Genomic DNA, 24,203 nt, shown 5'->3' with positions numbered 1-24,203 from the left:
GGGCCCGAGGCCCCGTCATCGGGATCGAGTAAGGAAGCCGAGATATGACCAATGCGCTGGAGAGGGAGGCGCTCGCGGCTCTCGAGGCCCTGAGGGCCCAGGTAGACAGCGGCGAGGTAGACACGGTGCTGGTGTGCCTCGTCGACATGCAGGGACGGCTGATGGGCAAGCGACTCCACGCGCGTCACTTCGTGGAGCACGGCTGGCAGGAGACGCACTGCTGCAACTACCTGCTGGCCACCGACCTCGAGATGGAGACGCCCGACGGCTACGCCAGCACCTCCTGGCGGGCGGGCTACGGCGACTACATCATGAAGCCGGACCTGGCGACGCTCAGGCCCGTGCCCTGGCTCGAGGGCACGGTCATGGCGCTCTGCGACGTGCTGGACCACCACACCCATGAGCCGGTACCCCACGCGCCGCGGGCCATCCTCAAGCGGCAGCTCGAGCGCCTGCAGCGACTGGGGCTCGAGGCGATCATGGCCACCGAGCTGGAATTCTTCCTGTTCGAGAAGCCCATCGACGAGCTGCGCAAGGAGGGGTTTCGCGACCTGCAGCCGATCAGCGGCTACAACGAGGACTATCACCTCTTCCAGACCGCCAAGGAGGAGCACGTGCTGCGCCCGCTGCGCAACCACCTGCATGCGGCGGGCATTCCCGTGGAGGGCACCAAGGGAGAGGCCGGAGCGGGGCAGGAGGAGCTCAACATCCGCTATGCCGGGGCGCTGGACACCGCGGACTACCACACCATCGCCAAGCATGCGACCAAGGAGGTCGCCTGGCAGCAGGGGCGGGCGGTGACCTTCATGCCGAAATGGCACCACGACCACTCCGGCAGCTCTACCCATATCCACCAGTCGTTGTGGCGAGAGGGCGCGCCGGCCTTCTTCGACGACGCCGAGCCGCGCGGCATGTCGCCGCTGATGCAGCACTACCTGGCCGGGCTCCTGAAGTACGCGCCCGACATCACCTACTTCCTCGCCCCCTACGTCAACAGCTACAAGCGCTTCCAGAAGGGGTCCTTCGCGCCCACCCGCACGGTCTGGTCGGTGGACAACCGCACCGCGGGCTTTCGTCTCTGCGCCGAGGGCTCCCGCGCGGTGCGCATCGAGTGCCGCATCGGCGGCTCGGACCTGAACCCCTACCTGGCCATGGCCGGGCAGCTGGCCGCCGGCCTCAAGGGCATCGAGGAGCGGCTGGCGCTGCCGCCGCCCGCCGAGGGCGATACCTACGAGGGGGCGTCGGGGCTGATTCCGCAGAGCCTGCGCGATGCCCGGGAGGCCCTCGTCGGGTCGACCATGCTTCGCGAGGCCATGGGCGACGCGGTGATCGATCACTACGCCCGAGCCGCCGAGGTGGAGCTCGAGGACTTCGCCCGGGTGGTCACCGACTACGAGGTGGCGCGCGGCTTCGAGCGCTCATGACGCCGGCGACGAGCGGGCAGCAACAGGAGAGGACCATGGGTCATACGCTGAGATGTATCTCGCCGATCGACGGGTCGGTGTTTGCCGAGCGCGACGCGCTCTCGACCGAGGCCGCTCGGCAGGCCGCCGACCGGGCGCGCGCGGCGCAGCGCGACTGGGCCGACCGGCCCCTTCAGGAGCGCATCGACCTGGTGCGCGCCGGCATCGCCGCGCTCGGGGCGATGAACGACGAGGTGGTGCCGGAGCTGGCGCGGATGATGGGCCGTCCGGTGCGCTACGGCGGCGAGTTCGGCGGCGTCGAGGAGCGCGGCGGCCACATGGCGGCCATCGCCGAGGAGGCGCTGGCCGATATCGCGGTGGGCGAGGACGCCACCGTCAAGCGCTACATCAAGCGCGTGCCCCACGGCGTGGTGCTAGTGGTGGCGCCCTGGAACTACCCCTACATGACGGCCATCAACTGCGTGGCCCCGGCGCTGATCGCCGGCAACAGCGTGCTGCTCAAGCACGCCACCCAGACCCTGCTGGTGGGCGAACGCATGGCGCGCGCCTTCCATGCCGCCGGCGTGCCCGAGGCGGTGTTCCAGAACGTCTTCCTCGACCATGACACCACCTCCGCCCTGATCGCCGAGCGCGCCTTCGACTTCGTCAACTTCACCGGCTCCGTGGGCGGCGGGCGCGCCATGGAAGAGGCGGCGGCCGGCACCTTCACCGGGCTGGGCCTGGAGCTCGGCGGCAAGGACCCGGGCTACGTCATGGAGGATGCCGATCTCGACGCCGCCGTCGCGACCCTGGTCGACGCCGCGATGTTCAACTCCGGGCAGTGCTGCTGCGGGATCGAGCGGATCTACGTGCACGAGTCCCTGTATGAGGCCTTCGTCGAGCGGGCCGTGGCGGTGGTCGAGGCCTACACCCTGGGTGACCCGCTGGACCCCGGCACGGACATCGGGCCGATGGCCCATGTGCGCTTCGCCGCCGAGGTGCGCGCCCAGATCGACGAGGCCCTGGCCGCCGGCGCCCGGGCCCACGTCGCCCGCAAGCCCGCCGACGATGGCGGCGCCTACCTGACCCCGCAGATCCTCACCGAGGTGACCCACGAGATGCGCGTGATGCGCGACGAGAGCTTCGGCCCGGTGGTCGGCATCATGCGGGTGAGCGGCGACGAGGAGGCGATCCGGCTGATGAACGACAGCCGCTTCGGCCTGACGGCGAGCCTCTGGACCGCCGATCTCGCGCGCGCCGAGCGCGTCGGCGACCGGATCGAGACCGGCACCGTGTTCATGAACCGCGCCGACTACCTCGACCCGGGCCTGTGCTGGACCGGCTGCAAGGAGACGGGGCGCGGCGGCAGCCTCTCGGTGATCGGCTACCACAACCTGACGCGGCCCAAGTCCTACTACTTGAAGAAACCAGCACGCTGAAGACAACGACAACGGATTGACGACAACGGATTGACGACAACAACGACACGTGGAAGAGGGTGACGACATGACGCTGACCGGCAACTGGACCTATCCCACCGCCATCCGCTTCGGCGCGGGGCGCCTCGCGGAGCTGCCCGACGCCTGTGCCGAGGCGGGCATGGCGCGGCCGCTGCTGGTGACCGACCGGGGGCTTGCCGACCTGCCGATCACTGCCGCCGCGCTGGACGTCCTCGAGGCCGCGGGGCTGGGTCGCGCGCTCTTCGCCGAGGTCGATCCCAACCCCAACGAGCGCAACCTGGCGGCGGGCGTCGCGGCCTTCCGGTCGGGCGGCCACGACGGCGTGATCGCCTTCGGCGGCGGCTCGGGGCTGGATCTGGGCAAGATGGTCGCCTTCATGTCGGGCCAGACGCGGCCGGTGTGGGACTTCGAGGACATCGGCGACTGGTGGACCCGGGCCGATGCCGAGGCGATCGCCCCCATCGTCGCGGTGCCCACCACCGCCGGGACCGGCTCGGAGGTGGGGCGGGCCAGCGTCATCACCAACGCCGAGACCCACGAGAAGAAGATCATCTTCCACCCCAGGGTGCTGCCCCGGGCGGTGCTCTGCGATCCCGAGCTGACGATGGGCATGCCCCGGGCGATCACCGCCGGCACCGGGCTCGATGCCTTCGCCCACTGCGTGGAGGCGTTCTCGAGCCCCCACTACCATCCGATGAGCCAGGGCATCGCCCTGGAGGGCATGCGGCTGGTCAAGGAGTACCTGCCCCGCGCCTACGCCGACGGCACCGACCTCGAGGCCCGGTCGCACATGATGAGCGCGGCGATGATGGGCTCCACCGCCTTCCAGAAGGGGCTTGGCGCCATCCATGCGATGAGCCACCCCATCGGCGCGGTCTACAACGCCCACCACGGCACCACCAACGCGATCTGCATGCCGGCGGTGCTTGCCTTCAATGCCGAGGCGATCCGCGAGCGTTTCGACAGCGCGGCCGCCTACCTCGGCATCGAGGGGGGCTTCGCGGGCTTCCAGGCCTTCGTGCAGGACCTCAACGATCGCATGGGCATCCCGCGCACCCTCGCCGAGCTCGGCCTCACCGCCGAGCGCATCGACGAGCTGGCCGAGATGGCCATCCAGGACCCCAGCTGCGGCGGCAACCCGGTGCCGCTGACCGTCGAGGACCTCCGGACGCTGTTCCACCGCTGCCTGTGATCATCGGGAGGCGGGCCTCCGGGAGGCGGACCTCCGCCTCCCGATGCCCTCCCGATGTTCTCCTCTCTAGTGGCACCTCCTCGTCGCACGTCCCGGTGGGAGGTCCACTCGCAGCGCCTGCTAGAACAGCCCGGTGATCTCGCCGTGCTCGTCGATGTTGAGGTGCGCGGCGGCGGGATCCCGGCCGAGCCCTGGCATGGTGCGCATCTCGCCGCACAGGGCGTAGACGAAGCCCGCCCCGGCGGAGAGGCGCACTTCGCGCACCGGCAGGGTCCAGCCGGTGGGGGCGCCGCGAAGGCTCGGGTCCGACGACAGCGACAGGTGGGTCTTGGCGATGCACACCGGCAGGTGGCCCTGGCCCTGCGCCTGGTAGCGCTCGATCTGGCGGCGGGCCTCGGCGCTGAAGGCGACGTCCTCGGCGCCGTAGAGGCGGGTGGCGATGCGCGCGATCTTGGCGTCCAGGGCCAGCTCGTCGGGGTAGAGCAGGTGGAAGTCGCTGCCGGCCTCGGCGGCCTCCTCGACGGCCTGGGCCAGCTCCAGCGCCCCGATGCCTCCGTCGCGCACATGGGTCGAGACCGCGGCCCGCACCCCGGCGGCCTCGGCGATGTCCCGGATCGCCGCGTGCTCGCTGGCATGGTCGGCGGGGAAGGCGTTGATCGCCACCACCGGGGTGACGCCGTGGGCGCGCAGGTTGTCGATCTGCTTGACCAGGTTGGCACCCCCCGCGCGCACGTCCTCGGGGCTTTCCGCCAGCATCGCCGCGGGCAGCGGCCGGCCGGGCGTCACGGCGTAGCGCCCGGAGTGAAACTTCAGGGCGCGCACCGTCACCACCAGCACCGCGGCATCCGGCGCCATGCCCGAGGCGCGGCACTTGATGTTGAAGAAGCGCTCCGCCCCCATGTCGGCTCCGAAGCCCGCCTCGGTGACCAGGTAGTCGCTGCCGTGCAGGCCGATGCGGTCGGCGACGATCGAGGAGTTGCCGTGGGCGATGTTGCCGAACGGGCCGGCATGGATCAGCGCCGGCGCGTGCTCGAGGGTCTGCAGCAGGTTGGGCTTGATCGCCTCCTTGAGCAGCACGGCCATGGCCCCGGCCGCGCCGATCTCCTCGGCGGTGACCGGCTCGCCGTCGGGGGTCGTGCCGATCCGGATGCGTCCCAGGCGGTGGCGCAGGTCGTCGAGCGAGGTCGCCAGGGCGAGGATCGCCATCACCTCGGAGGCCGCGGTGATCTCGAAGCCGCCCTGGCGGGGGAGACCGTCGGCGGGCGGGCCGAGGCCCGTGACGACGTGGCGCAGCGCCCGATCGTTGATGTCCATCACCCGCGGCCAGGTGATCGTCTGCGGGTCCAGGTCGGGAGGCAGGCGGTGGAAGAGATGGTTGTCGATCATCGCCGCCAGCAGGTTGTGGGCGGCGGAGACCGCATGGATATCGCCGGTCAGGTGCAGGTTGATGCGCTCCATGGGCACCACCTGGCTGTAGCCCCCACCGGCGGCGCCGCCCTTGATCCCCAGCGTCGGGCCAAGCGACGGCTGGCGCAGGGTGACCGTGGCGTTGCGGCCGAGCTGCTGGAGGCCCTGAACGAGGCCGATGGCGGTGGTGGTCTTGCCCTCGCCCAGCGGCGTGGGGGTGATCGCCGAGACCAGCACGTAGCGCGCCCGGGGGCGCTCGGCCAGGGCGTCCGCGGCGGCGAGGTCCAGCTTGGCGATGCCCCGCCCGTAGGGCTCCACCGTCTCGCCGGGCACGCCGAGGCGGTGGGCGATCTCCTCGATGGGCCACAGCCGCGCTTCCCGGGCGATCGTGAGGTTGTCGGGCATCCGGGCCTGGGCCCGGTCGAGGTCCTGCGGTTGGCTCGTCATCGCCACGCCTCCTGAATCATCTACCCGGGTCGGCCACCGGGGCGTCGACTGCGTCGATCGCCGATAGCCACAGTATTCGTGCCCGCCACGTCGCGGACTTGCCCACCGGCGCCCGCGGGCTTGGTCTCAGCGACACGACGCGCCCGTTCGACGGGCCGCGCCGCGCGGTGGACGGCGCTATCGGCAAAGGGCGGGTCGTCGAGGCGAAAGTCGCGGCGCTGTTGCGCGGACGAGACTCCGACTAGAGTCCAAGTAGGCGATCATGGTGAGGAGGGCGAGCGATGGAAGCCCGGCATTCCGCGACCCCGCATGCCGCGAACGAGGAGCACCACGACTTCGGCTTCGTCCTGCTGCCGGGGTTCTCCCTGCTGGCCTTCTCCTCGGCGCTGGAGCCTCTGCGCATGGCCAACCACCTCGCCGACCGACGCCTCTACACCTGGCACCTGGTGAGTCGCGACGGCAGTCCCGTGCGCAGCAGCAGCGGCCTGGAGGTGGCGGTGGATTGCGCCATGGAGGACGGCCTGTCGCTGGACCTGGTGCTGGTGTGCGCCGGTGTCGACGTCCAGGATTGCTGCGACCGGGATACCCTCGCCTGGCTGCGCCGGCTGGCCCGGCGCCGCATCCCGCTGGGCGGGGTCTGCACCGGGGGCTACGTGCTCGCCCAGGCCGGGGTGCTCGACGGCTACAGCTGCACCCTGCACTGGGAGCACATCTCGAGCATCCACGAGGCGCTGCTGTTTCCCGCCGTGACCTTCACGCCGCAGCTCTTCGTCATCGACCGCGACCGCTTCACCTGCTCCGGCGGCGTCGCGCCCCTGGACATGATGCTGACCCTGATCGGCCGGCAGCAGGGCCTGGCGCTGGCCGAGGCGATCGCCGAGGAGTTCATCCACGAGCGGATCCGCGAGGTGGGCGATCGCCAGCGGACCCCGCTGCGGGTGCGCCTGGGCCGTACCCATCCCAAGCTCGAGGAGCTGGCGACCCTGATGGAGGCCAACCTGCAGGAGCCGCTCTCCCTCGACGAGCTGGCCCGCTATGCCGACCTCTCGCGTCGCCAGGTGGAACGCCTCTTCCAGCGCTACGTGGGCTGCCCGCCGCTGAAGTACTACATGGAGCTGCGCCTGCTGCGCGCGCGGCTGCTGCTGCGCCAGACCCACATGCCGATCACCGACGTGGCCCTGGCCTGCGGCTTCATCTCGCCCCCGCACTTCACCAAGTGCTATCACGACCGCTTCGGCCACTCGCCGAGTCGGGAGCGCTCGCGGCGCTGTGAGCGAGAGGCCGCATCGGATGAGGCCCGCCCCGACGCGCCGCGGGTCGAGGAGGCGTGATGGCCGGGGGCGCGTCGGGCCCCCGGCCGCGCCGGGTCAGCCTCGGGGGCGCAGGTTGTCCGGGTCGTAGAGGGCGCGGTAACCCACCGCCTCGACGCTCAGCGGATAGTGCTCGCCGAAGTACTCCATGGTCAGCACCTGGCCGACCCGGGCGTGGGAGACCGGCAGGTAGCTCAGGGCGATGATCTTCTGAACCGACGGACCGTAGGCGATGCTGGTCACGTAGGAGCGGCGGCCCAGGGCATCCACCAGCACCTCGCCGCTCTGTGGGTCGAGGATCGGCGAGTGGCCCACCGGGTAGCGGGCCACGCCCCGGGCGTCGTGGTGCGCCGTCATGGTCAGGGTGCAGAGGTAGGCCGGCTGCTGGTGGCGTTCGCGCTGGGCCAGGTAGGCCGCCTTGCCGTGGAACTCCACCGGCTTGACCCTGGGGCGCGCCAGGCCCGCCTCGACGAGGTTGTACTCGGTCAGCAGGTCGACGTTCTGCAGGCGCAGGCTCTTCTCGAGGCGCCGGCTGTTGGCGTAGGTCTCGATGCCGACCGGCGTCACGCCCTGCTCGAAGAGCAGGTCCCAGAGGGTCAGCCCGTAGCTGAACGGCAGGTAAAGCTCCCAGCCCAGCTCGCCGACGTAGGAGATGCGAAAGGCCCAGATCGGCATCCCCCGCACCCGGATCTCGCGGGCCGTGGCGAAGGGGAAGGCGCTGTCCTCCAGGGCCGCGGGGTCGTCGGCGAGCGCCTGCAGGGTGCGCCGCGCCTCCGGGCCCCAGAGCCCCAGGGTGGCCAGGCCGTCGGTGCGGTCCTCGACGTGCAGGTTCGTCAGCCGACGCTCCTCGGCCATCCGGGTCATCCACATGAGGTCTCGATGGCCGGTGTCGCCGCCGCACATCACCCGGAAGGCGTCCGCGGCGAGGCGCACGATGGTGAGGTCCGAGTGCACGCCGCCGGCCGCGTCGAGGAAGTGGGTGTAGATCCCCTTGCCGAGCGGTGTCTCGCCGCCCACCCGCGCCACCGACAGGTACTCCAGCAGCGCCTCGGCGTCGGGGCCGCTGATATCGAAGATGGCGAAGTGGGAGAGGTTGATCATGCCCACGCCCTCGCTCAGGGCGAGGTGCTCGGCGTTGGAGACGCGCCAGAAGTGGCGGGCGTCCCACTCGTCGGGGCGCTCGGGCACGCGGTCGCCGTAGCGCTCCAGCAGCGCCTCGTTGGCGCCGTAGCCGTGGGCGCGCTCCCAGCCCGCCACCTCCATGAAGTGGCCGCCGAGGGCCTCCTCCCGGGGCCAGAAGGGGCTGCGGCGCAGGTTGCGGCCGCTCGCGAAGGGCTCGCGCGGATGCACCGGCGGGTCGTAGATCTTCTGGGCGATCTCCCGGCAGCGCCCGAGGACGTGGTGGGGCGTCTTCTGCACCGGGTAGAAGCGGGCGATGTCGATGCCGTGGGGATCCAGGGCCGGCCGGCCCTGGGTGATCCAGTCGGCCAGCACCTTGCCCATGCCGGGGCCGTCCTTGACCCAGACCGCCTCGCAGAGCCACAGGCCGCGGGTCTCCGGCGCCTCGCCGACCAGCGAGCCGCCGTCCGAGGTGACCGAGAGCAGGCCGTTGAAGGAGTGCTTCTCGTCCCAGCCCAGCTCGCCGAGCACCGGGGTCAGCTCGATGGCCCGCTCGAAGGCCGCCATCACCTGGTCGATCTCCAGGTCGCGCATGGAGGGGGAGAGCCTGGCCTCGCCGCGCTCGAGGATGTCGGTGGGGGCGACCAGGCGCGGCGAGGCGGGCTCGTAGTAGCCCCACTCGAGCTGTCCGCCCTCGGTGCTCCGGGGGTCGCCGGTGTCGCGCAGGTAGGCCGAGTTGCCCTGGTCGCGCAGCAGCGGGTAGCCGATCTCGAGCCCGGTGCCGGCGAAGGCGTCGAAGGGGCCGAAGAACATCAGTGGGTGTTCCACCGGCATCAGCGGCAGGCTGACGCCGGCCATGGCCGCGGGGATCGGTCCCCAGATCCCCGAGGTGACGATCACCACCGGGGTGGCGATATAGCCGCGGGCCGTCATGACGCCGCGTACTCGGCCCGCCTCGACGTCGATGTCGATGGCCGGGGTGTCGGCGAAGGCCTGGAGGTGGCCCGAGGCCACCGCCTCCTCGATCAGCTCGCCGGCGACCCGCTGCGAGCGGGGCACCACCAGCCCGGCGTCCGGATCCCAGAGACCGCCCAACACCAGCGAGCGCTCGAGCAGCGGGAAGCGCTCGACGACCTCGTCCGGGCCGATCATCCTCGCGCGGGTGCCGAAGGCCTTGCCCGAGGCGACCTTGCGCTTGAGCTCCGCCAGCCGCGCCTCGTCGCCGACCCGGGCGATCTCGAGCCCGCCCACCCGCTGGTAATGCCCCCGGCGCTCGTAGAACGCCCGGCTGTAGGTGGTGGTATAGCACGACATCTTGTCGTGGGCGGTCATGTAGCAGAAGTCCGAGGCGTGGGAGGTCGAGCCGATGTCCGAGGGGATGGCGGACTTCTCGAGCCCCACCAGGTTCGTCCAGCCCTGTTCGATCAGGTGGTGGGCCACCGAGGCGCCGACGATGCCGCCCTGGCCGATGATCACCGCGTCTGCGTGCTTGGGAAGTGTCGTCATGGCCGTTCTCCACTGCCGATGGCTCGCCGCCGTTGGCTTCACCATAAGACAGGCCGCCGCCGCCCGTTTGCTCTGGCCGACCGGTTCTTGTCCCGCGGCGACCAGCCTCGAGCGCGCGCCGTCGGCGGGGCGGGAAAAGCGGCGCCGCGTGTCGCTGGGACCAAAGTGCCCGTCGCCGCTGGCGGCGTGGCCGCAGGCGCGGGGGACTAGCTTCGAGGGCATGAACGGCCTTTCGGCATCCGCCACGAGGCCGCTTGGCAGGGCCTCGCATCAGCACAGGAGAGACGAACATGTCCCAGGTCATCGAAAGCCTCGACCACACCCAGGCGGCACCGGAGATCCTGCTCTATCCGCGGATCCGCAAGTCGCCCTTCTTCTACGCTTCCCGGCGCCACGGGGTGCGCAAGTACAGCGTCTACAACCATCACTACCATCCGCGCCTCTACACCGACCCGGTCGACGAGTACTGGGCGCTGGTGCAGGGCGTCACCCTCTGGGACGTGGGCGTGGAGCGCCAGATCGAGATCAGCGGCCCCGACGCCTTCACCTTCACCCAGCGGCTGGTGCCGCGGGACATGCGCCACTGCCAGGTCGGCCAGTGCAAGTACGTCTTCGTCACCGCCGATGACGGCGGCATCATCAACGACCCGGTGCTGCTGCGCATCGAGGAGAATCGCTTCTGGCTCTCGCTGGCCGACAGCGACGTGCTGCTCTGGTGTCAGGGGCTCGCCTACCACGCCGGCCTGGACGTCACCATCCGCGAGGTGGACGTGGCGCCGGTGCAGGTCCAGGGGCCGCTGGCCAAGTCGGTGATGGTCGACCTGTTCGGCGAGCGGGTGCTGGAGATGCCCTACTACCACCTGATGGAGGCGGAGCTCGACGGCATGTCGGTGGTGATCTCGCGGACCGGCTACTCCGGCGAGATCGGCTACGAGATCTACCTGCGCGAGGCGACCCGCTATGGCGAGGCCCTCTGGCAGCGGGTCTTCGAGGCGGGACGGCCCCACGGCATGCAGGTGATCGGCCCCTGCCACATCCGCCGCATCGAGGGCGGGATCCTCGCCTTCGGCTGCGACATCTGGTACGACACCAACCCCTTCGAGGTGGGCATGGGCTACGACTGGATGGTCGACCTGCGCGGCGATGACGACTTCGTCGGCCGCGCGGCCCTGGAGCGCATCAAGGCCGAAGGGGTCTCGCGCAAGCTGGTGGGCGTGGAGATCGACGGCCCGAGCATCGGCTATTTCACCGACGGCTCGATGGTCGACGTCTTCCCCGTCCATGACAGCAGCGGGGCGCTGATCGGCAAGGTGACCTCGGCCACTCGCTCACCGCGCCAGGAGCGCAACATCGGCTACGCCATGGTGCCGATCTCCCACGCCGAGCTCGGCACGCCGCTGCGCATCGAGGCCAATACCGGCATGCAGGAGGCGGTGGTGGTGCAAAAGCCGTTCCACGATCCGCGCAAGGACATCCCCAAGGGCTGACCCATGAACAACCTGTGCCGTGCCACGCCCCCGGAGGAGCGGTGCCGGGGGTGCCTGGCCCTGGCCCGGCCGCGCTACGAGCTGCTGCCCCTGTCGACCCTGGCCGAGGCCGCCCACCAGCTCCCCCCCGGGGCCTGGGTCACGGTGACCTGCTCGCCGCGTCACGGCATCGAGCGGACCCTCGAGGCGGCGGAGTGGCTCGCCCGGGAGGGCTTCTGCACGGTGCCTCACCTCGCCGCCCGCCTGGTGCGCGACCACGCTCACCTGGAGGGGATCACGGGGCGTCTGGCGGCCGCCGGGATCGACGAGGCTTTCGTGGTGGGCGGCGATGCCCCCCGGCCGGCGGGCGACTATGCCGACGGCCTGGCGCTGCTCGAGGCCCTGTCACGGCTTCCCGGCCGGCCGGCGCGGCTCGGTGTGCCGGCCTATCCGGAAGGGCACGGGCAGCTCGAGGCCGGGCTGCTGCAGCGTGACCTCGATGCCAAGGCACGGCTCGCCGACTACGCGGTCACCCAGATGTGCTTCGAGTCGGCGCCGCTGCTCGACTGGTTGCGCCGTCAGCGCGCCGGGGGACTATCGCTGCCGGTCTATGCGGGGATTCCCGGCGTGATCGCCCATGCCCGGCTGCTCTCCGTGGCCCTGCGCATCGGCCTCGGACCCTCGACCCGGGCGCTGGGTCGCCAGCGGGGGCTGCTCGGGCGGCTGCTGCGCCCGGCCGTGTACCGCCCCGAGGCGCTGCTGCACGGGCTCTGGCCGTCGCTGAACGACCCCGGCGGGTTCGCCGGCCTTCACGTCTACTCCTTCAACCAGGTCGGCCCGAGCCGTGCCTGGCTGGAGGCGCTCTGTGCACGCCACTGCGCTGGCCAGGCGATCGTGCCTGTGCTGTCGTCGTCTGCCGACAGCGGGGCAGGGATTGTGAAACCTGCGGGGAGGGGCTGAAGTCCGGTGCATCGGCCCCCTATACTGGGACGATCCGCGGGGACGCAGGAGGCGCCCTCGCCATCGCACCTTTTTTTCGTCACGCATCTCCCGGTGACCGTCATGAGGCGCAGCCGCGTCCTCCAGGAGGTGAACATGAGCAAGTCGATCGTGGTGGGCTCCACCCTGGCCGTGCTGGGCCTGGGCGGCATCGCCCTCGGGGCCTGGCAGGTCCAGGACGCGCAGCGGGGGCCCGAGTACGCCCAGATCACCAACGTCGAGACCCTGACCCGCACCGTGGAGACCCCGCGGGAGGTGTGCCGGGACGTGGTCGTGCAGCAGCAGGCGCCGACCCGCGATCCGCACAGCGTCGTCGGCACGGCGGCCGGTGCCATCGTCGGTGGCCTGCTGGGCAACCAGGTGGGCGGCGGCAGCGGCAAGAAGATTGCCACCGTGGCGGGCGCCATCGGCGGGGGCCTGGCGGGCCGTGAGGTGCAGCGTCGCGTCGAAGCCGGCCAGACGACCACCACCACCCAGCGGCAGTGCGAGACGGTGGTCGATACCCGTGAGGAGACCACGGGCTACGAGGTGACCTGGCGTCACGGCGAGGCGGTGCAGACCACCCGCCTGGATCACCGGCCCCAGGGCGACCGGGTGCTGCTCGAGGAGGGGCGGCCCCAGTGGGACGCCGTCGCCTCCCGGGAGACCTGAGCGCCGTTTCCCCGCGCCACTCTCCGACACGACCGCGCCCCGGCCAGAGATGACCGGGGCGCGGTCGTGTCAGGCAGGGCAGGCGAAGCCTGACGGTATGGCTCGCCGCCCTTGGATGACGCTTGCCACCCGAGGGCGAGAACTTTCCCGTGCCGCCTCGTCGATAGGCGGCTGTCCGGCCCGGACGCGGTCCTTGCGGTTGGCCTGTGGGCGACCTGCGTATCGTCCACGATGATCTCGACCCTCTCCGGTTCCGCCTTGTTTCTCCTCTTCGGCGCCGGCAGGGGGCTGCCGGCAGCCTCTCTACACACTGCCCGCCTCGCAGGGCGACCCCTTTCCCGAGGGCCGTCATGTCCTTCGCTCGCCGTGCCACCCGCGCGCCCGAAGCAAGGGGCTGACGGACATGGTGGAGGGTGTCTTTTCGCGAAGCCTTCGACGTTCGCGGCGCCGGCCGTCTCCAGGGGCTGCCCCTTAGCCCCGTTTAATTGAGTGATGCCTTGCATTAACGATATCCGCTCATCACCGTTGTAGCCGACTCCAGCGGAGGAAGAGGAAAAAGGTTTTGACAAGGCGGGATTGTGGGCTATTCTGTTTTCGTGTAACCGGTTACATCCAGCTTGCAAACAATATAGAAAGATATCTGGAGTCGCTATGGAATGGTATTACACATACACCGTGGTGTATTTTTCTTTCATGTTCTTGATAGGGGGATATTACTTTCTCAAGGTAAAAACTTCCGATGCCTACCTGATCGCTGGCTGGAACATGAGCTACTGGAAGATCACCGGCACGATTATCAGCACTTGGTGTGGTGCTGCTGCCTTTATTGGGTGGGTCGGAATGGGGTTTTCCAAAGGGGTTTCCGGCTATTTCATGTTCGCTCTGCCGGGAATCTTTGTCAGCCTGTTGCTGATCGTCTTTTTCAGCCGTCCCTTGAGACGGCAGAAGCTGTACACACTGGCCGATCTCTTTTCACGTAGGTTTGGGCGCCGCGCCGGCCTGTTGCCATCCATCTTTTCTGCCTTTGTCTATTCGGTGCCTGCGACCGCATTGCAAATGGTCGGGATGAGCACGGTTTTCAATGTCGTGTTCGGAGTTGAGCTCGACCTTGCAATATTACTGTCTTTCGCCCTGATCCTAGGGTTCACGATCTTGGGTGGCCTCGAGGCCACGATCGTGACCGACGCATTACAGAGCGTCATCGTCATAGCTGGCATCGTCGTCCTGGCCTATTTTGCTGTCCAGTATGCTGGCGGTATAGATGCAGCCCTGATAAATACGGATCGAGAGTATCTGGTCCCTATTCCTTCTGGTAAGACCTGGGAGGTCGTGACATTCGCCTTGACGGTTGCTCCCTTCTACCTCGTTTGGCAGTCTACCTGGCAACGGATCTTTGCATCGAAAACAGAAGATGTGGCGATCAGGGCTGGCGTCAGCGGCTTTGGGATCGTGATCGTCATCTCCTTCCTTCCCTACTGCATTGGTGTCCTGGCTCGGCAATTTGTCCCCCTGGAAACTTCCCCGGATCTCGTGTTCTCCTTTGTCACCATGGAGTTGCTGCATCCGGCGCTTGGCGGGCTGGTGGTCGTGGGCCTGATGTCGGCGCTCATGACCGGGGCGGACTCCTATATCCTCCAGGGAAGCTCCAACCTGGCACATGACCTGTACGGTAATTTTGTCAACAAGAATGCGACGGAAGCCCAGAAAATGCGTTCCGCAAGGATTAGTGTGGTTGTCATATCCTTGCTGTCACTAGGCGTGGCATTCTTGATGACCGATATCATTTCCATGTACCAGTGGGCTCTCAGGATTTCAGCCACGACACTGATCTTCCCCTTCCTCGCCGTCATGTTCTGGAAGCGTGTGACCTCGAAAGGCTGTATCGCCAGTATGGCGCTGGCTCTCAGCACAACGGCAGTATGGCCTCTGTTTGTTGATAGTATCGACCCCGCTTACCCTGGTTTCATCATCTCTTTTCTTTCGCTTCTGGTCGTGAGCCTGATGAGTGAGCATGGAGTCAGAGAGGATGTGAGAGCGTTTTACTGGTCAGGAAGACAAGAGCAAGTTTCTCCTTCCTTCTCCGATGCTACTGACGCGGTGTAAGAGTGGTATCTCTCTTCTTTAATTGATAATCGTAGTGGGTCGACGGCTGTTCTCCGGCTGTCGGCCTTTATCGAGGTGGTCATGAAGCACAGCGTAGAGACATCATGCCATGGCGAGGAAAGATGGCTGAAAGGCAATATTCATGTGCATACGGATGAAGATTTTCATGATGATATTTCCATGGACAGGGATCATGGTGGAGAGAGGGAGTGGGTTATCGAAAGGTCGAGGCTGGAACCCTTTTGCTTTGACTTCATCTGTACGTCGGTTCACCCATATATAGAGTCGATCGATACCTTTTCGCAGGGTGAGGAGCGAGAGGATATCGTTATTATCCCCGGGCGAGAGCTGCAGAACGATACGATAGACAATGGGGGTTACGAGGGTGGATATTTTCAAGGGGAGGCCGCGAAATACCTGCATGTCTTGACGGTTGGAGGAAAGGGGGGGGTGTCCATCTGTTGCCATCCATGTTTCTTCGAGAGCACGAGGCCACGAGCGGGAGGGGAGTGGCCCCGTATTCGTTCTGCACTTCTTGATCCCTGTGAACGACTTTCCGATCTCAATGTGCTGGGAATAGAAGTATACAATGGACTTTCCGTCCTGGAAGAGCACCTGGGGGCAAGGCGTTACTCCCCGGACTTCAGCGAGCCGTGCTGGGATGATCTGCTGTGTCGCGGGTACCGGTGTTTCGGCTTTGCCGGCAACGACGAGTTTTATCGGGAAGCCTATGTGTATGAAAACTTTTCCCCGCTGGGCTATCTGATGGTCTTCAGTCGCAAGAATGGAAAAGATATCGTCGATAACATCAGGAAGGGAAACTTTTATGCGAGCACAGGGGTAACACTTGGTGAGAGCCCCCTGGAGATGCAGTTTGATGGGGAACGGTATCGCTTTCATCTGAACGCCGACGAAGGGGTAAAGTGGAGCGCTGTGGTCTACGAGGAAAATGGCTCAGAATTTGCGTTGCGGCGAGAGAAAGCATCGGATGTAAGCAGCGAGTGGGACTTTACGCTGCAGGGCAATTGGAAATATATCAGGTTTCAGGCAGAGTCACCGTCCAACTCCCTGAAACGTGCGTGGTTACAGCCCGTCTATGGGCCTTCATGGGGGGATTGATACGGTGCCTGAACACTGTATCGAAGCAGGGTCTGGCAGCGCCATCCAGCCGGAGTAAGCATTGCGCGATGGGGGCGGATGACCCGGTCGTTGATGGAGGAGCATGCTCGATTCAGCATGCCGGTCCAGAACTCTCGCGGATGATCAACTGTGCCTCTAACAGCTGTGAGTTGATGGCTTTGCCGGTTTCCAGGTGGGCAATGATTTCATCAGCAATCTTCGTGCCCATATCGTGTACGGGAAGATCAATGGTCGTCAATGGCGGGTTGGTAAACTCCGACATCTCGATGTTATCGAAGCCTACCACGGAGACATCGTCGGGAACGTGCAAGCCTAACTTCTCGAGGGAAAACAGGGCGCCGATGGCCAGGACATCACTGAGGCAGAGTAGCGCTGTGATGTTGTTTCTGAGGCATGCCTTCTCATGGTCATAAAGCAGAGTGACTGCTTGGTGTGCCGCACTCGTCGATATATCGACAAACCGATCGAGTCGGCTATCCGAAGAGGTGAGCTTGTCGATTTCAGCTCGCGCGCCCTGGTAGCGAAGATGAGCCCTGTCATTGTTGTCAATCTGGCCCGACAGGATGGCAATGCGTTCATGCCCTAGGTCAATCAGGTGCCTGGCCAGTTCTTTCGCCAGGTTGTAGTTGTCATACCCGATGGTGGTCGACGATGGGCTCTGGCTGTAGATGCTGCTGTAGATACATGGGATCGATAGTTTTTTCAGGTAATCGATGCTTTCCTTGCTATGGCTCGCGCCGGGGAGGATCAAGGCCTCTACGCCGATGTTGACCAGCCTCCTTATTTTTTCGCTCTCGGGGATTTTTCCCTTTTGTGTGGTAGAGACGACCAGGTTGTAATCTTTTGCTGACAAGGCGCTTTCAAGCGCATCAATGAACTTAGCGAATGTCAGGTTTTCCAGCGTCGGGATCACGATGCCGATCGACCTGGTTCGGCTGCTGGAGAGCGCCCTGGCCGAGCTGTTGGGTATGAAATTGAGATGGTCGGCGGCCTTGCGTACTCTCTCGACCGTGGTGTCCGACACTTTATTTGGGGTGTTGAGTGCCCGAGAGACCGTTGCAACGGACACGCCGGCCAGCTTGGCGACTTCCCTGACACCTGCTCTCTTGGGTTTTTCCATCGTTCACACCAGTCGATGATAGGGTGGCGGTAGTGCGCCGTTACTAAGCCGACATCGGGGAAGTGATGGACGCCAGGACTTTTTCCCTGCCGGCCGGTGCGCGAGCCTTGCGATCTGCTAAGCCGATCCTCGATGGGGTGACTGCCTATGGTTATATCAGGCGCCGCTTTTATGCAAAATTTTGCATAGGATAGTCTCAAGGCAGGGGCGGGTTGTCAAAAGTCGAGACGCTCGAGGTGGCTCTGGGCGGTGTCTGAAAGTCGGCGAACGAGGGTCAGGCAAGGATATCATCAGCGAAAAGACGGCGTTCACAGCGCGTGAATGAGTCCCTTATGACGATGCTTTCGCCGAATGGCCGCGCGCAGTCAGCTTGCGGAAAGGGCCCAGGTCTTAGGGAAGGTGTGGGGCCGGTCACTCCGTGCGGCACGAGGAATATCGCTAGGCGGATCGATGATCATTTCCCGTCGGGGGCAGTGAGGGGGAAGGCGTCTACGCCATGGGCAGACGCCGAATCCCGGCAGAGGGCTTAGCTGGGGAGCGTCCAGGCGCCGGCAGTCGCGTCCGACCAGAGGGGGAGGGGGCGTCATAAGGGTTAATGCAGAATGATAATTCTGTATAGAGTTTGTATAGGATATGGCGTAGGCTGGTTGGAAACCTGCCAACAGGAGACAGACCCATGTTCGGACTCTTCAAGACCGACCCGCAGAAGAAGCTTCAGAAGCAGTACGAGGAGAAGCTCGAGCAGGCGATGCTGGCCGCCCGAAACGGCGACATGCGGGCCAACGCCTCGCTGACCGAGGAGGCGGAAGCGCTGCGTGAGGAGATCGAGAAACTGAAGCAGGCCTGAGCCGTCGGCTCGGAGGGTACGCGGCGGGGTGGCGGTCGCGGTGGGGCTCGCCGCCATGCGTCGACGCTGTCTGCCGTGGCTCCGGTCGCTGAATCGAGGGGCGGGCGCGAGGCCCGCCCCGATGCTCAGCACAGGGCGTCGAGCTTTTCCTTGAGCAGGGCGTTGACCTGCTGGGGGTTGGCGGTGCCTCGTGAGGCCTTCATCACCTGGCCGACGAAGTAGCCGATCATCTTGCCGCGCTTGTCGGGCTCGGCGTCGCGGTACTGGGCCACCTGGGCGGGGCTGTCCGCGATCACCTGGTCGATCATCGCCTCGATGGCGCCGGTGTCGGTGACCTGCTTGAGGCCCTTGGCCTCGATGATGGCGTCGGCGCTCTCGCCCTCGCCGTTCCACAGCGCCTGGAAGACCTGCTTGGCGGCCTTGCCGTTGATGGTCTCGTCCTTCACCCGGGCGACCAGCTCGCCCAGCTGGTCGGCCGAGACGGGGCTGTTCTGGATCGGCAGGCCCTCGCGGTTCAGGGCGCCGGAAAGCTCGCCCTGGACCCAGTTGGCGGCCAGCTTGGCATCCCCGCAGACGTCCTTGACCCGCTCGAAGAACTCGGCCATCTCGCGGCTCGCCGAGAGCACGCCGGCGTCGTAGGCGGAGAGTCCCAGCGCGTCCTGGAAGCGGGCGCGCTTGTCGGCGGGCAGCTCCGGCAGGTTGTCGCGCAGGTGATCGACGTAGGCCTGGTCGAGCACCACCGGCAGCAGGTCAGGGCAGGGGAAGTAGCGGTAGTCGTTGGCTTCCTCCTTGGTGCGCATGCTGCGGGTCTCGTCGCGCTCGGGATCAAAGAGGCGGGTCTCCTGGACCACCTCGCCGCCATCCTCGAGCAGCTCGATCTGGCGCTCCACCTCGAAGGCGATGGCCCGCTCGACGAAGCGGAAGGAGTTGACGTTCTTGATCTCGGCGCGGGTCCCGAACTCGGCCTGGCCCTTGGGGCGTACCGAGACGTTGACGTCGCAGCGCATCGAGCCTTCGGCCATGTTGCCGTCGCTGATGCCGAGGTAGGTGACGATGGAGTGGATCGCCTTGAGGTAGGCCGCGGCCTCCTTGGCCGAGCGCATGTCCGGCTCGGAGACGATCTCGAGCAGCGGCGTGCCGGCGCGGTTCAGGTCGATGCCGGTCATGCCGTGAAAGTCCTCGTGGAGCGACTTGCCGGCGTCCTCCTCGAGGTGGGCGTGGTGGACCCGGATGGCCTTGGTGCTGCCGTCATCCAGGGTGATCTCCACCTCGCCGGGGCCGACGATGGGGTGATACATCTGGCTGGTCTGGTAGCCCTTGGGCAGGTCCGGGTAGAAGTAGTTCTTGCGGTCGAACACCGAGACCTCGGGGATCTCGGCGTGGATGCCCAGGCCGAACTGCACGGCCATGGCCACGGCGGCCTCGTTGAGCACCGGCAGCACGCCGGGCATGCCCAGGTCGACGGCGCAGGCCTGGCTGTTGGGCTCGGCGCCGAAGGCGGTCGAGGCGCCGGAGAAGATCTTGGAACGGGTGGCGAGCTGGACGTGGACCTCCAGCCCGATCACGGTTTCCCATTGCATCACAGGGACTCCTCGGCGAGAGCGGGACGATGCAGGTGCCAGTCGGTGGCCTGCTGGAACTGGTGGGCGACGTTGAGCAGCCGCGCCTCGGCGAAGTGGGTGCCGAGGACCTGCAGGCCCACCGGGCGGCCGCCGGCGAAGCCGGCCGGCACGCTGATGCCGGGGATGCCCGCCAGGTTGATGGCGATGGTGTAGATGTCCTGCAGGTACATCGAGACCGGATCCTTCTTCGCCCCCAGGTCGAAGGCCGGGGTCGGCGAGGCCGGGCCCATCAGCACGTCGACCTCGTCGAAGGCGTCGAGGAAGTCCTGGCGGATCAGCCGGCGCACCTGCTGGGCCTTCTTGTAGTAGGCGTCGAAGAAGCCCTCGGAGAGGGTGTGGGTGCCCATCAGGATGCGCCGCTTGACCTCCTCGCCGAAGCCCTCGGCGCGGCTGCGCAGGTAGAGGTCGGTGAGGTCGGTGGGGGCCTCGCAGCGGTGGCCGAAGCGCACGCCGTCGTAGCGCGCCAGGTTGGAGGAAGCCTCCGCCGGGGCGATGACGTAGTAGGCGGGGATGGCGAAGTGGGTGTGCGGCAGGCTCACCTCGCGCACCGTGGCACCCAGCGACTCGTAGACGCGGATCGCCTCGCGCACGGCGCTCTCGACCTCGGGGTCGAGGCCCTCGCCGAAGTACTCGGTCGGCAGGCCGATCTTGAGTCCCGCGAGGGGCGCGTCGAGCTCGGCGGTGTAGTCCGGCACGCCGCGCGCCACGCTGGTGGAGTCGCGCAGGTCATGGCCGGCGATGGCGCCGAGCAGGTGGGCGCAGTCCTCGGCCGTGCGCGCCATGGGGCCCGCCTGGTCGAGGCTCGAGGCGTAGGCGATGATGCCGTAGCGCGAGACGCGCCCGTAGGTAGGCTTCAGGCCGGTGATGCCGCAGAAGGCGGCCGGCTGGCGGATCGAGCCGCCGGTGTCGGTGCCCAGGGTGGCGGGCACCAGACCCGCGGCCACGGCGGCGGCGCTGCCGCCGGAGGAGCCGCCGGGCACCGCCGCGGTGTCCCAGGGATTCTTCACCGGCCCGAAAAAGCTGTTCTCGTTGGACGAGCCCATGGCGAACTCGTCCATGTTGGTCTTGCCCAGGCTCACGGCGCCGGCGGCATTGAGCCGCTCGACCACGGTGGCGTCGTAGGGCGCCACGAAGTTGTCGAGCATCTTCGAGCCGGCGCTGGTCTTCACGCCGGTGGTGCAGAAGATGTCCTTGAGCGCCAGTGGCAGTCCGGTGAGCGGGCCGGCCTCGCCCCGGGCGCGGGCCGCGTCGGCGGCATCGGCGGCGGCCAGCGCCTGCTCCGGGGTCACGGTGATAAAGCTGTTGATCTCGCCGTCGAGGCGCTCGATGCGCGCGAGCAGGCTCTCGGTGAGCTCGCGGCTGGAGAACTCGCCGGCCGCGAGGCTGGCGGCGAGTTCCGTCAGTGTCTTGTCATGCATGGGCCCTGGGCTCCGTGATGGCTTGCCGGTAACGGATGGGGGAGACGCGGATCATTCGACGACCCGGGGAACCAGGTAGAGCCCCTGCTCCACGGCGGGGGCGCAGCGCTGGAAGGTCTCGCGCTGGTCGGGCTCGGTGACCTCGTCGGCGCGCAGCCGCTGGGTGGTCTCCAGGGGGTGGGCCAGGGGAGCGACGCCCTCGGTGTCCAGGGTCTGGAGCTGGTCGACCATCGCCAGGATGCGGCCCAGGTCGTCCAGGTAGTGGGCGGCCTCGTCGTCGTTCAGGCCGAGCCGTGCCAGATGGGCGGCCCTGAGAACGTCTGCGTGTTCAAGCGCCATGATCGGGTGTCCTCGAGAGGGGTGGGTCATGGAAATGACCGCAGAAGGTACCACATCCGCCGCCTGGCTGGCAGGCCCAGGAACGCCCGCGAACCGAGGGGTTCCGCTTGCTGCTGGGGGGGCTCGGTGATACCGTTTGCGTCCGCACAGGGTTCCCGGACTGCACTAGGTAACGACTCCATGTTCAAACGCTTGAGGGGGCTGTTTTCCAGCGATCTATCGATCGACCTGGGGACGGCCAATACGCTGATTTATGTCCGCGGCCGCGGCATCGTCCTCGATGAACCGTCGGTCGTGGCGATTCGCCAGTCCGGCAACATGCGCAGCGTGGCGGCGGTGGGTGCCGATGCCAAGCGCATGCTCGGTCGGACCCCCGGCAACATCACCGCCATTCGCCCGATGAAGGACGGCGTGATCGCCGACTTCACCGTCACCGAGCAGATGCTCCAGTACTTCATCCGCAAGGTCCATCAGAGCACCTTCCTGACGCCCAGCCCCCGGGTACTGGTCTGCGTGCCCTGCATGTCGACCCAGGTCGAGCGGCGCGCCATCAAGGAGTCCGCCGAGGGCGCAGGGGCCCGCGAGGTGTTCCTGATCGAGGAGCCGATGGCCGCGGCCATCGGCGCCGGCCTGCCGGTGGAGGAGGCCCAGGGCTCGATGGTCGTCGACATCGGCGGCGGTACCAGCGAGATCGCCATCATCTCGCTCAACGGCGTGGTCTACTCTGAGTCGATCCGCGTCGGCGGCGACCGCTTCGACGAGGCGATCATCGCCTACGTGCGCCGCCACTACGGCAGCCTGATCGGCGAGGCCACCGCGGAGCGCATCAAGGAGGAGATCGGCTGCGCCTACCCCGGCGGCGAGCTGCGCGAGATCGACGTGCGGGGTCGCAACCTCGCCGAGGGCATCCCGCGCAGCTTCACGCTCAACTCCCACGAGATCCTCGATGCCCTCCAGGAGACCCTGGGGTCCATCGTTGCCGCGGTGAAGAGCGCCCTGGAGCAGTCGCCCCCCGAGCTCGCCTCCGACATCGCCGAGCGCGGCCTGGTGCTGACCGGCGGCGGCGCCCTGCTGCGCGACCTCGACAAGCTGATCGCCGAGGAGACCGGCCTGCCGGTGATCGTCGCCGAAGACCCGCTGACCTGCGTGGCCCGGGGCGGCGGCAAGGCCCTGGAGATGATCGACCAGCACACCTTCGAGCTGCTCTCCAGCGACTGACGGAGGCGCTGGCCTGATGCAGGGGGTCGCTCATTAAACCGCTGTTCTCGCACGGACCGCTGCCGGGCTATCGCATGCTGCTGTGTGCGATGCTGGCCGCGGCCCTGATGTTTGCCGACGCGCGCTTCACGCGCATGGAGCCCGTCCGGGCCCAGCTGTCGACCCTGGTGGCGCCGATCCAGTGGGTGGTCAGCCTGCCCAGCGACGTCCTCAACTGGGGGGCGCTGGCACTCTCCGAGCAGCGCGCCCTGGTCGACGAGAACCGCCGGCTCCGCGAGCAGATCCTGACGCTCTCGCATCGGGTGCAGCGCATGGCCAGCCTCACGGCCGAGAACGTGCGGCTGCGCGAGCTGCTCGCGGCGACCCGGGAGCGCGACATCCCCTACATCACCGCCGAGCTGCTGTCCCTGGACCCCGACCCCTTCACCCATCAGATGGTGATCGATCGTGGCCGCCGCGACGGCGTCTACGTGGGCCAGCCGGTGCTCGACGCCTCGGGACTGGTCGGCCAGATCACCGCGACCTCAGCCTATTCCAGTCGGGTGCTGCTGCTGGCCGATGCCAGCCACGCCCTGCCGGTGCAGATCAATCGCAACGGCCTGCGCTTCGTCGTCCAGGGGGTGGGCAGCTACGATGCCCTCAACGTCCAGCACGCGCCGGACACGGCCGACATCCGCGAGGGCGACCTGCTGACCACCTCGGGGCTGGGCGGGCGCTTCCCGGCGGGCTATCCGGTGGCGCGGGTCTCCTCGGTGATCCACGACCCGGGCGAGCCCTTCGCCCGGGTCACCGCCGCGCCCGTCGCCCAGCTGCAGCGCTCGCGCCACTTCCTGCTGCTCTTTCCCCCCGCCAGGCCCGTCGCGCCCTCCGAGGGCGAACTCGCCGCCCCGGCCCTCGAGGCGGCGCGGGCCGTGGGTGGAGCCCCGGCCAACGAGGAGACGCGCTGATGGCCACGTCCCCGCCCGCCAACCTGCTGTGGGTCTGGTTCACGCTGCTGCTGTCGCTCTGCCTGCAGGTGATGCCGCTGGCCGACGGCTGGCAGGTATGGCGCCCCGACTGGCTCGGCCTGATGCTGATCTACTGGTGCATGCGCGAGCCCCTGCGGGTCGGCGTCCTGCACGGCTTCGTGCTGGGCCTTCTGGTGGACCTGATCGAGGGCGCGCCGCTCGGTCAGAACGCGCTGCTGCTGTCGCTGCTGGCCTTCCTCTGCGCGCTGGTCTATTCGCGCTTCCGGGCCTATTCGCTGGTCCAGCAGGCGGTGCTGATCTTCGTGCTGCTGGGCACGGTCCAGCTGGCCGAGCAGTGGTTGCGCACCCTGTTCGGGCCCTTCCTGATGCACCTCTCCTTCCTGCTGCCCGCGCTGATCGGGGCGCTGCTCTGGCCCTGGCTCACCACCCTGTTCGAGGCGCTGGGCCGTCGGCACGCCCGCGACTGAC

Annotated in this window: 19 protein-coding genes; 13 read left to right on the top strand and 6 right to left on the bottom strand. The window is 67.3% G+C overall.

Annotation, left to right across the window (positions count from 1 at the left end; genetic code table 11):
- Positions 1–44 precede the first annotated feature (44 nt).
- The 3 genes from FIU83_RS11805 to FIU83_RS11795 all read left to right on the top strand — a co-directional run bounded on the left by FIU83_RS11805 (position 45) and on the right by FIU83_RS11795 (position 4,055).
- A complete protein-coding gene (locus FIU83_RS11805; protein WP_152484226.1) occupies positions 45–1,424 on the top strand; it encodes a glutamine synthetase family protein in 1,380 nt (459 codons plus the stop codon).
- 35 nt (positions 1,425–1,459) lie between these two features.
- Positions 1,460–2,842, top strand: a complete 1,383-nt coding sequence (locus FIU83_RS11800; protein ID WP_152484225.1) for an aldehyde dehydrogenase family protein — start codon at positions 1,460–1,462, stop codon at positions 2,840–2,842.
- A 67-nt stretch (positions 2,843–2,909) separates the two neighbouring features.
- Entirely contained in the window at positions 2,910–4,055 is a 1,146-nt protein-coding gene (locus tag FIU83_RS11795) for an iron-containing alcohol dehydrogenase (RefSeq protein ID WP_152484224.1), read from the top strand.
- 120 nt (positions 4,056–4,175) lie between these two features.
- Here FIU83_RS11795 and FIU83_RS11790 read toward each other — a convergent pair whose 3' ends face one another.
- A complete protein-coding gene (locus tag FIU83_RS11790) occupies positions 4,176–5,909 on the bottom strand; it encodes a formate--tetrahydrofolate ligase (protein WP_253939460.1) in 1,734 nt (577 codons plus the stop codon).
- A 281-nt stretch (positions 5,910–6,190) separates the two neighbouring features.
- Between FIU83_RS11790 and FIU83_RS11785 the strand changes: the two genes are divergently transcribed.
- On the top strand, positions 6,191–7,240 hold the full coding sequence (locus tag FIU83_RS11785; RefSeq protein WP_152484223.1) for a GlxA family transcriptional regulator: 1,050 nt from the start codon (positions 6,191–6,193) through the stop codon (positions 7,238–7,240).
- A gap of 36 nt (positions 7,241–7,276) precedes the next feature.
- On the opposite strand, the gene FIU83_RS11780 is transcribed toward FIU83_RS11785, so the two are convergent.
- Complete coding sequence (locus FIU83_RS11780) at positions 7,277–9,844, bottom strand: FAD-dependent oxidoreductase (protein WP_152484222.1); 2,568 nt, start codon at positions 9,842–9,844, stop codon at positions 7,277–7,279.
- A gap of 290 nt (positions 9,845–10,134) precedes the next feature.
- Between FIU83_RS11780 and FIU83_RS11775 the strand changes: the two genes are divergently transcribed.
- From FIU83_RS11775 to FIU83_RS11755, 5 genes are all read left to right on the top strand, one after another.
- Positions 10,135–11,331, top strand: coding sequence for a glycine cleavage T C-terminal barrel domain-containing protein (locus tag FIU83_RS11775; RefSeq protein WP_152484221.1), 1,197 nt, complete (start codon positions 10,135–10,137; stop codon positions 11,329–11,331).
- A gap of 3 nt (positions 11,332–11,334) precedes the next feature.
- The gene (locus FIU83_RS11770; RefSeq protein ID WP_152484220.1) at positions 11,335–12,270 is read left to right on the top strand and encodes a methylenetetrahydrofolate reductase; all 936 of its coding nucleotides are present in this window, start codon (positions 11,335–11,337) and stop codon (positions 12,268–12,270) included.
- 135 nt (positions 12,271–12,405) lie between these two features.
- Positions 12,406–12,960, top strand: a complete 555-nt coding sequence (locus FIU83_RS11765; RefSeq protein WP_152484219.1) for a glycine zipper 2TM domain-containing protein — start codon at positions 12,406–12,408, stop codon at positions 12,958–12,960.
- Positions 12,961–13,611: 651 nt separating this feature from the next.
- On the top strand, positions 13,612–15,063 hold the full coding sequence (locus FIU83_RS11760) for a sodium:solute symporter (RefSeq protein ID WP_152484218.1): 1,452 nt from the start codon (positions 13,612–13,614) through the stop codon (positions 15,061–15,063).
- A gap of 81 nt (positions 15,064–15,144) precedes the next feature.
- The gene (locus FIU83_RS11755) at positions 15,145–16,182 is read left to right on the top strand and encodes a hypothetical protein (RefSeq protein WP_152484217.1); all 1,038 of its coding nucleotides are present in this window, start codon (positions 15,145–15,147) and stop codon (positions 16,180–16,182) included.
- A gap of 112 nt (positions 16,183–16,294) precedes the next feature.
- Here FIU83_RS11755 and FIU83_RS11750 read toward each other — a convergent pair whose 3' ends face one another.
- A complete protein-coding gene (locus FIU83_RS11750) occupies positions 16,295–17,323 on the bottom strand; it encodes a LacI family DNA-binding transcriptional regulator (RefSeq protein ID WP_152484216.1) in 1,029 nt (342 codons plus the stop codon).
- 676 nt (positions 17,324–17,999) lie between these two features.
- Between FIU83_RS11750 and FIU83_RS11745 the strand changes: the two genes are divergently transcribed.
- Positions 18,000–18,170 carry a DUF6435 family protein gene (locus tag FIU83_RS11745; RefSeq protein WP_152484215.1) on the top strand — a complete coding sequence of 57 codons (171 nt, stop codon included), beginning with the start codon at positions 18,000–18,002 and terminating at the stop codon, positions 18,168–18,170.
- Positions 18,171–18,295: 125 nt separating this feature from the next.
- Here the strand turns inward: FIU83_RS11745 and gatB are convergent, their stop codons facing one another.
- Genes gatB through gatC form a run of 3 tightly spaced genes read right to left on the bottom strand, consistent with a single transcriptional unit; the run spans position 18,296 to position 21,549 of the window.
- Positions 18,296–19,750, bottom strand: coding sequence for an Asp-tRNA(Asn)/Glu-tRNA(Gln) amidotransferase subunit GatB (gatB, locus tag FIU83_RS11740; RefSeq protein WP_152484214.1), 1,455 nt, complete (start codon positions 19,748–19,750; stop codon positions 18,296–18,298).
- Positions 19,750–21,210: an Asp-tRNA(Asn)/Glu-tRNA(Gln) amidotransferase subunit GatA gene (gene gatA / locus FIU83_RS11735; RefSeq protein ID WP_152484213.1), complete on the bottom strand. Its 1,461-nt coding sequence runs from the start codon at positions 21,208–21,210 to the stop codon at positions 19,750–19,752. The genes gatB and gatA overlap by 1 nt, the downstream gene beginning before the upstream one ends.
- Before the next feature lie 51 nt (positions 21,211–21,261).
- Complete coding sequence (gene gatC / locus FIU83_RS11730) at positions 21,262–21,549, bottom strand: Asp-tRNA(Asn)/Glu-tRNA(Gln) amidotransferase subunit GatC (RefSeq protein ID WP_108446774.1); 288 nt, start codon at positions 21,547–21,549, stop codon at positions 21,262–21,264.
- 180 nt (positions 21,550–21,729) lie between these two features.
- Between gatC and FIU83_RS11725 the strand changes: the two genes are divergently transcribed.
- The 3 genes from FIU83_RS11725 to mreD are packed head-to-tail and all read left to right on the top strand — an operon-like array spanning position 21,730 to position 24,202.
- A complete protein-coding gene (locus FIU83_RS11725; protein ID WP_089846023.1) occupies positions 21,730–22,767 on the top strand; it encodes a rod shape-determining protein in 1,038 nt (345 codons plus the stop codon).
- Between the two features lie 32 nt (positions 22,768–22,799).
- Positions 22,800–23,714, top strand: coding sequence for a rod shape-determining protein MreC (gene mreC, locus FIU83_RS11720; RefSeq protein ID WP_301538580.1), 915 nt, complete (start codon positions 22,800–22,802; stop codon positions 23,712–23,714).
- The gene (gene mreD / locus FIU83_RS11715) at positions 23,714–24,202 is read left to right on the top strand and encodes a rod shape-determining protein MreD (protein WP_152484211.1); all 489 of its coding nucleotides are present in this window, start codon (positions 23,714–23,716) and stop codon (positions 24,200–24,202) included. The genes mreC and mreD overlap by 1 nt, the downstream gene beginning before the upstream one ends.
- Position 24,203 lies beyond the last annotated feature (1 nt).

This window comes from Halomonas sp. THAF5a (genome assembly GCF_009363755.1).
In the GTDB taxonomy this organism is placed as follows: Bacteria; Pseudomonadota; Gammaproteobacteria; order Pseudomonadales; family Halomonadaceae; genus Halomonas.
This window is presented reverse-complemented; position numbering and strand designations above follow the sequence as displayed.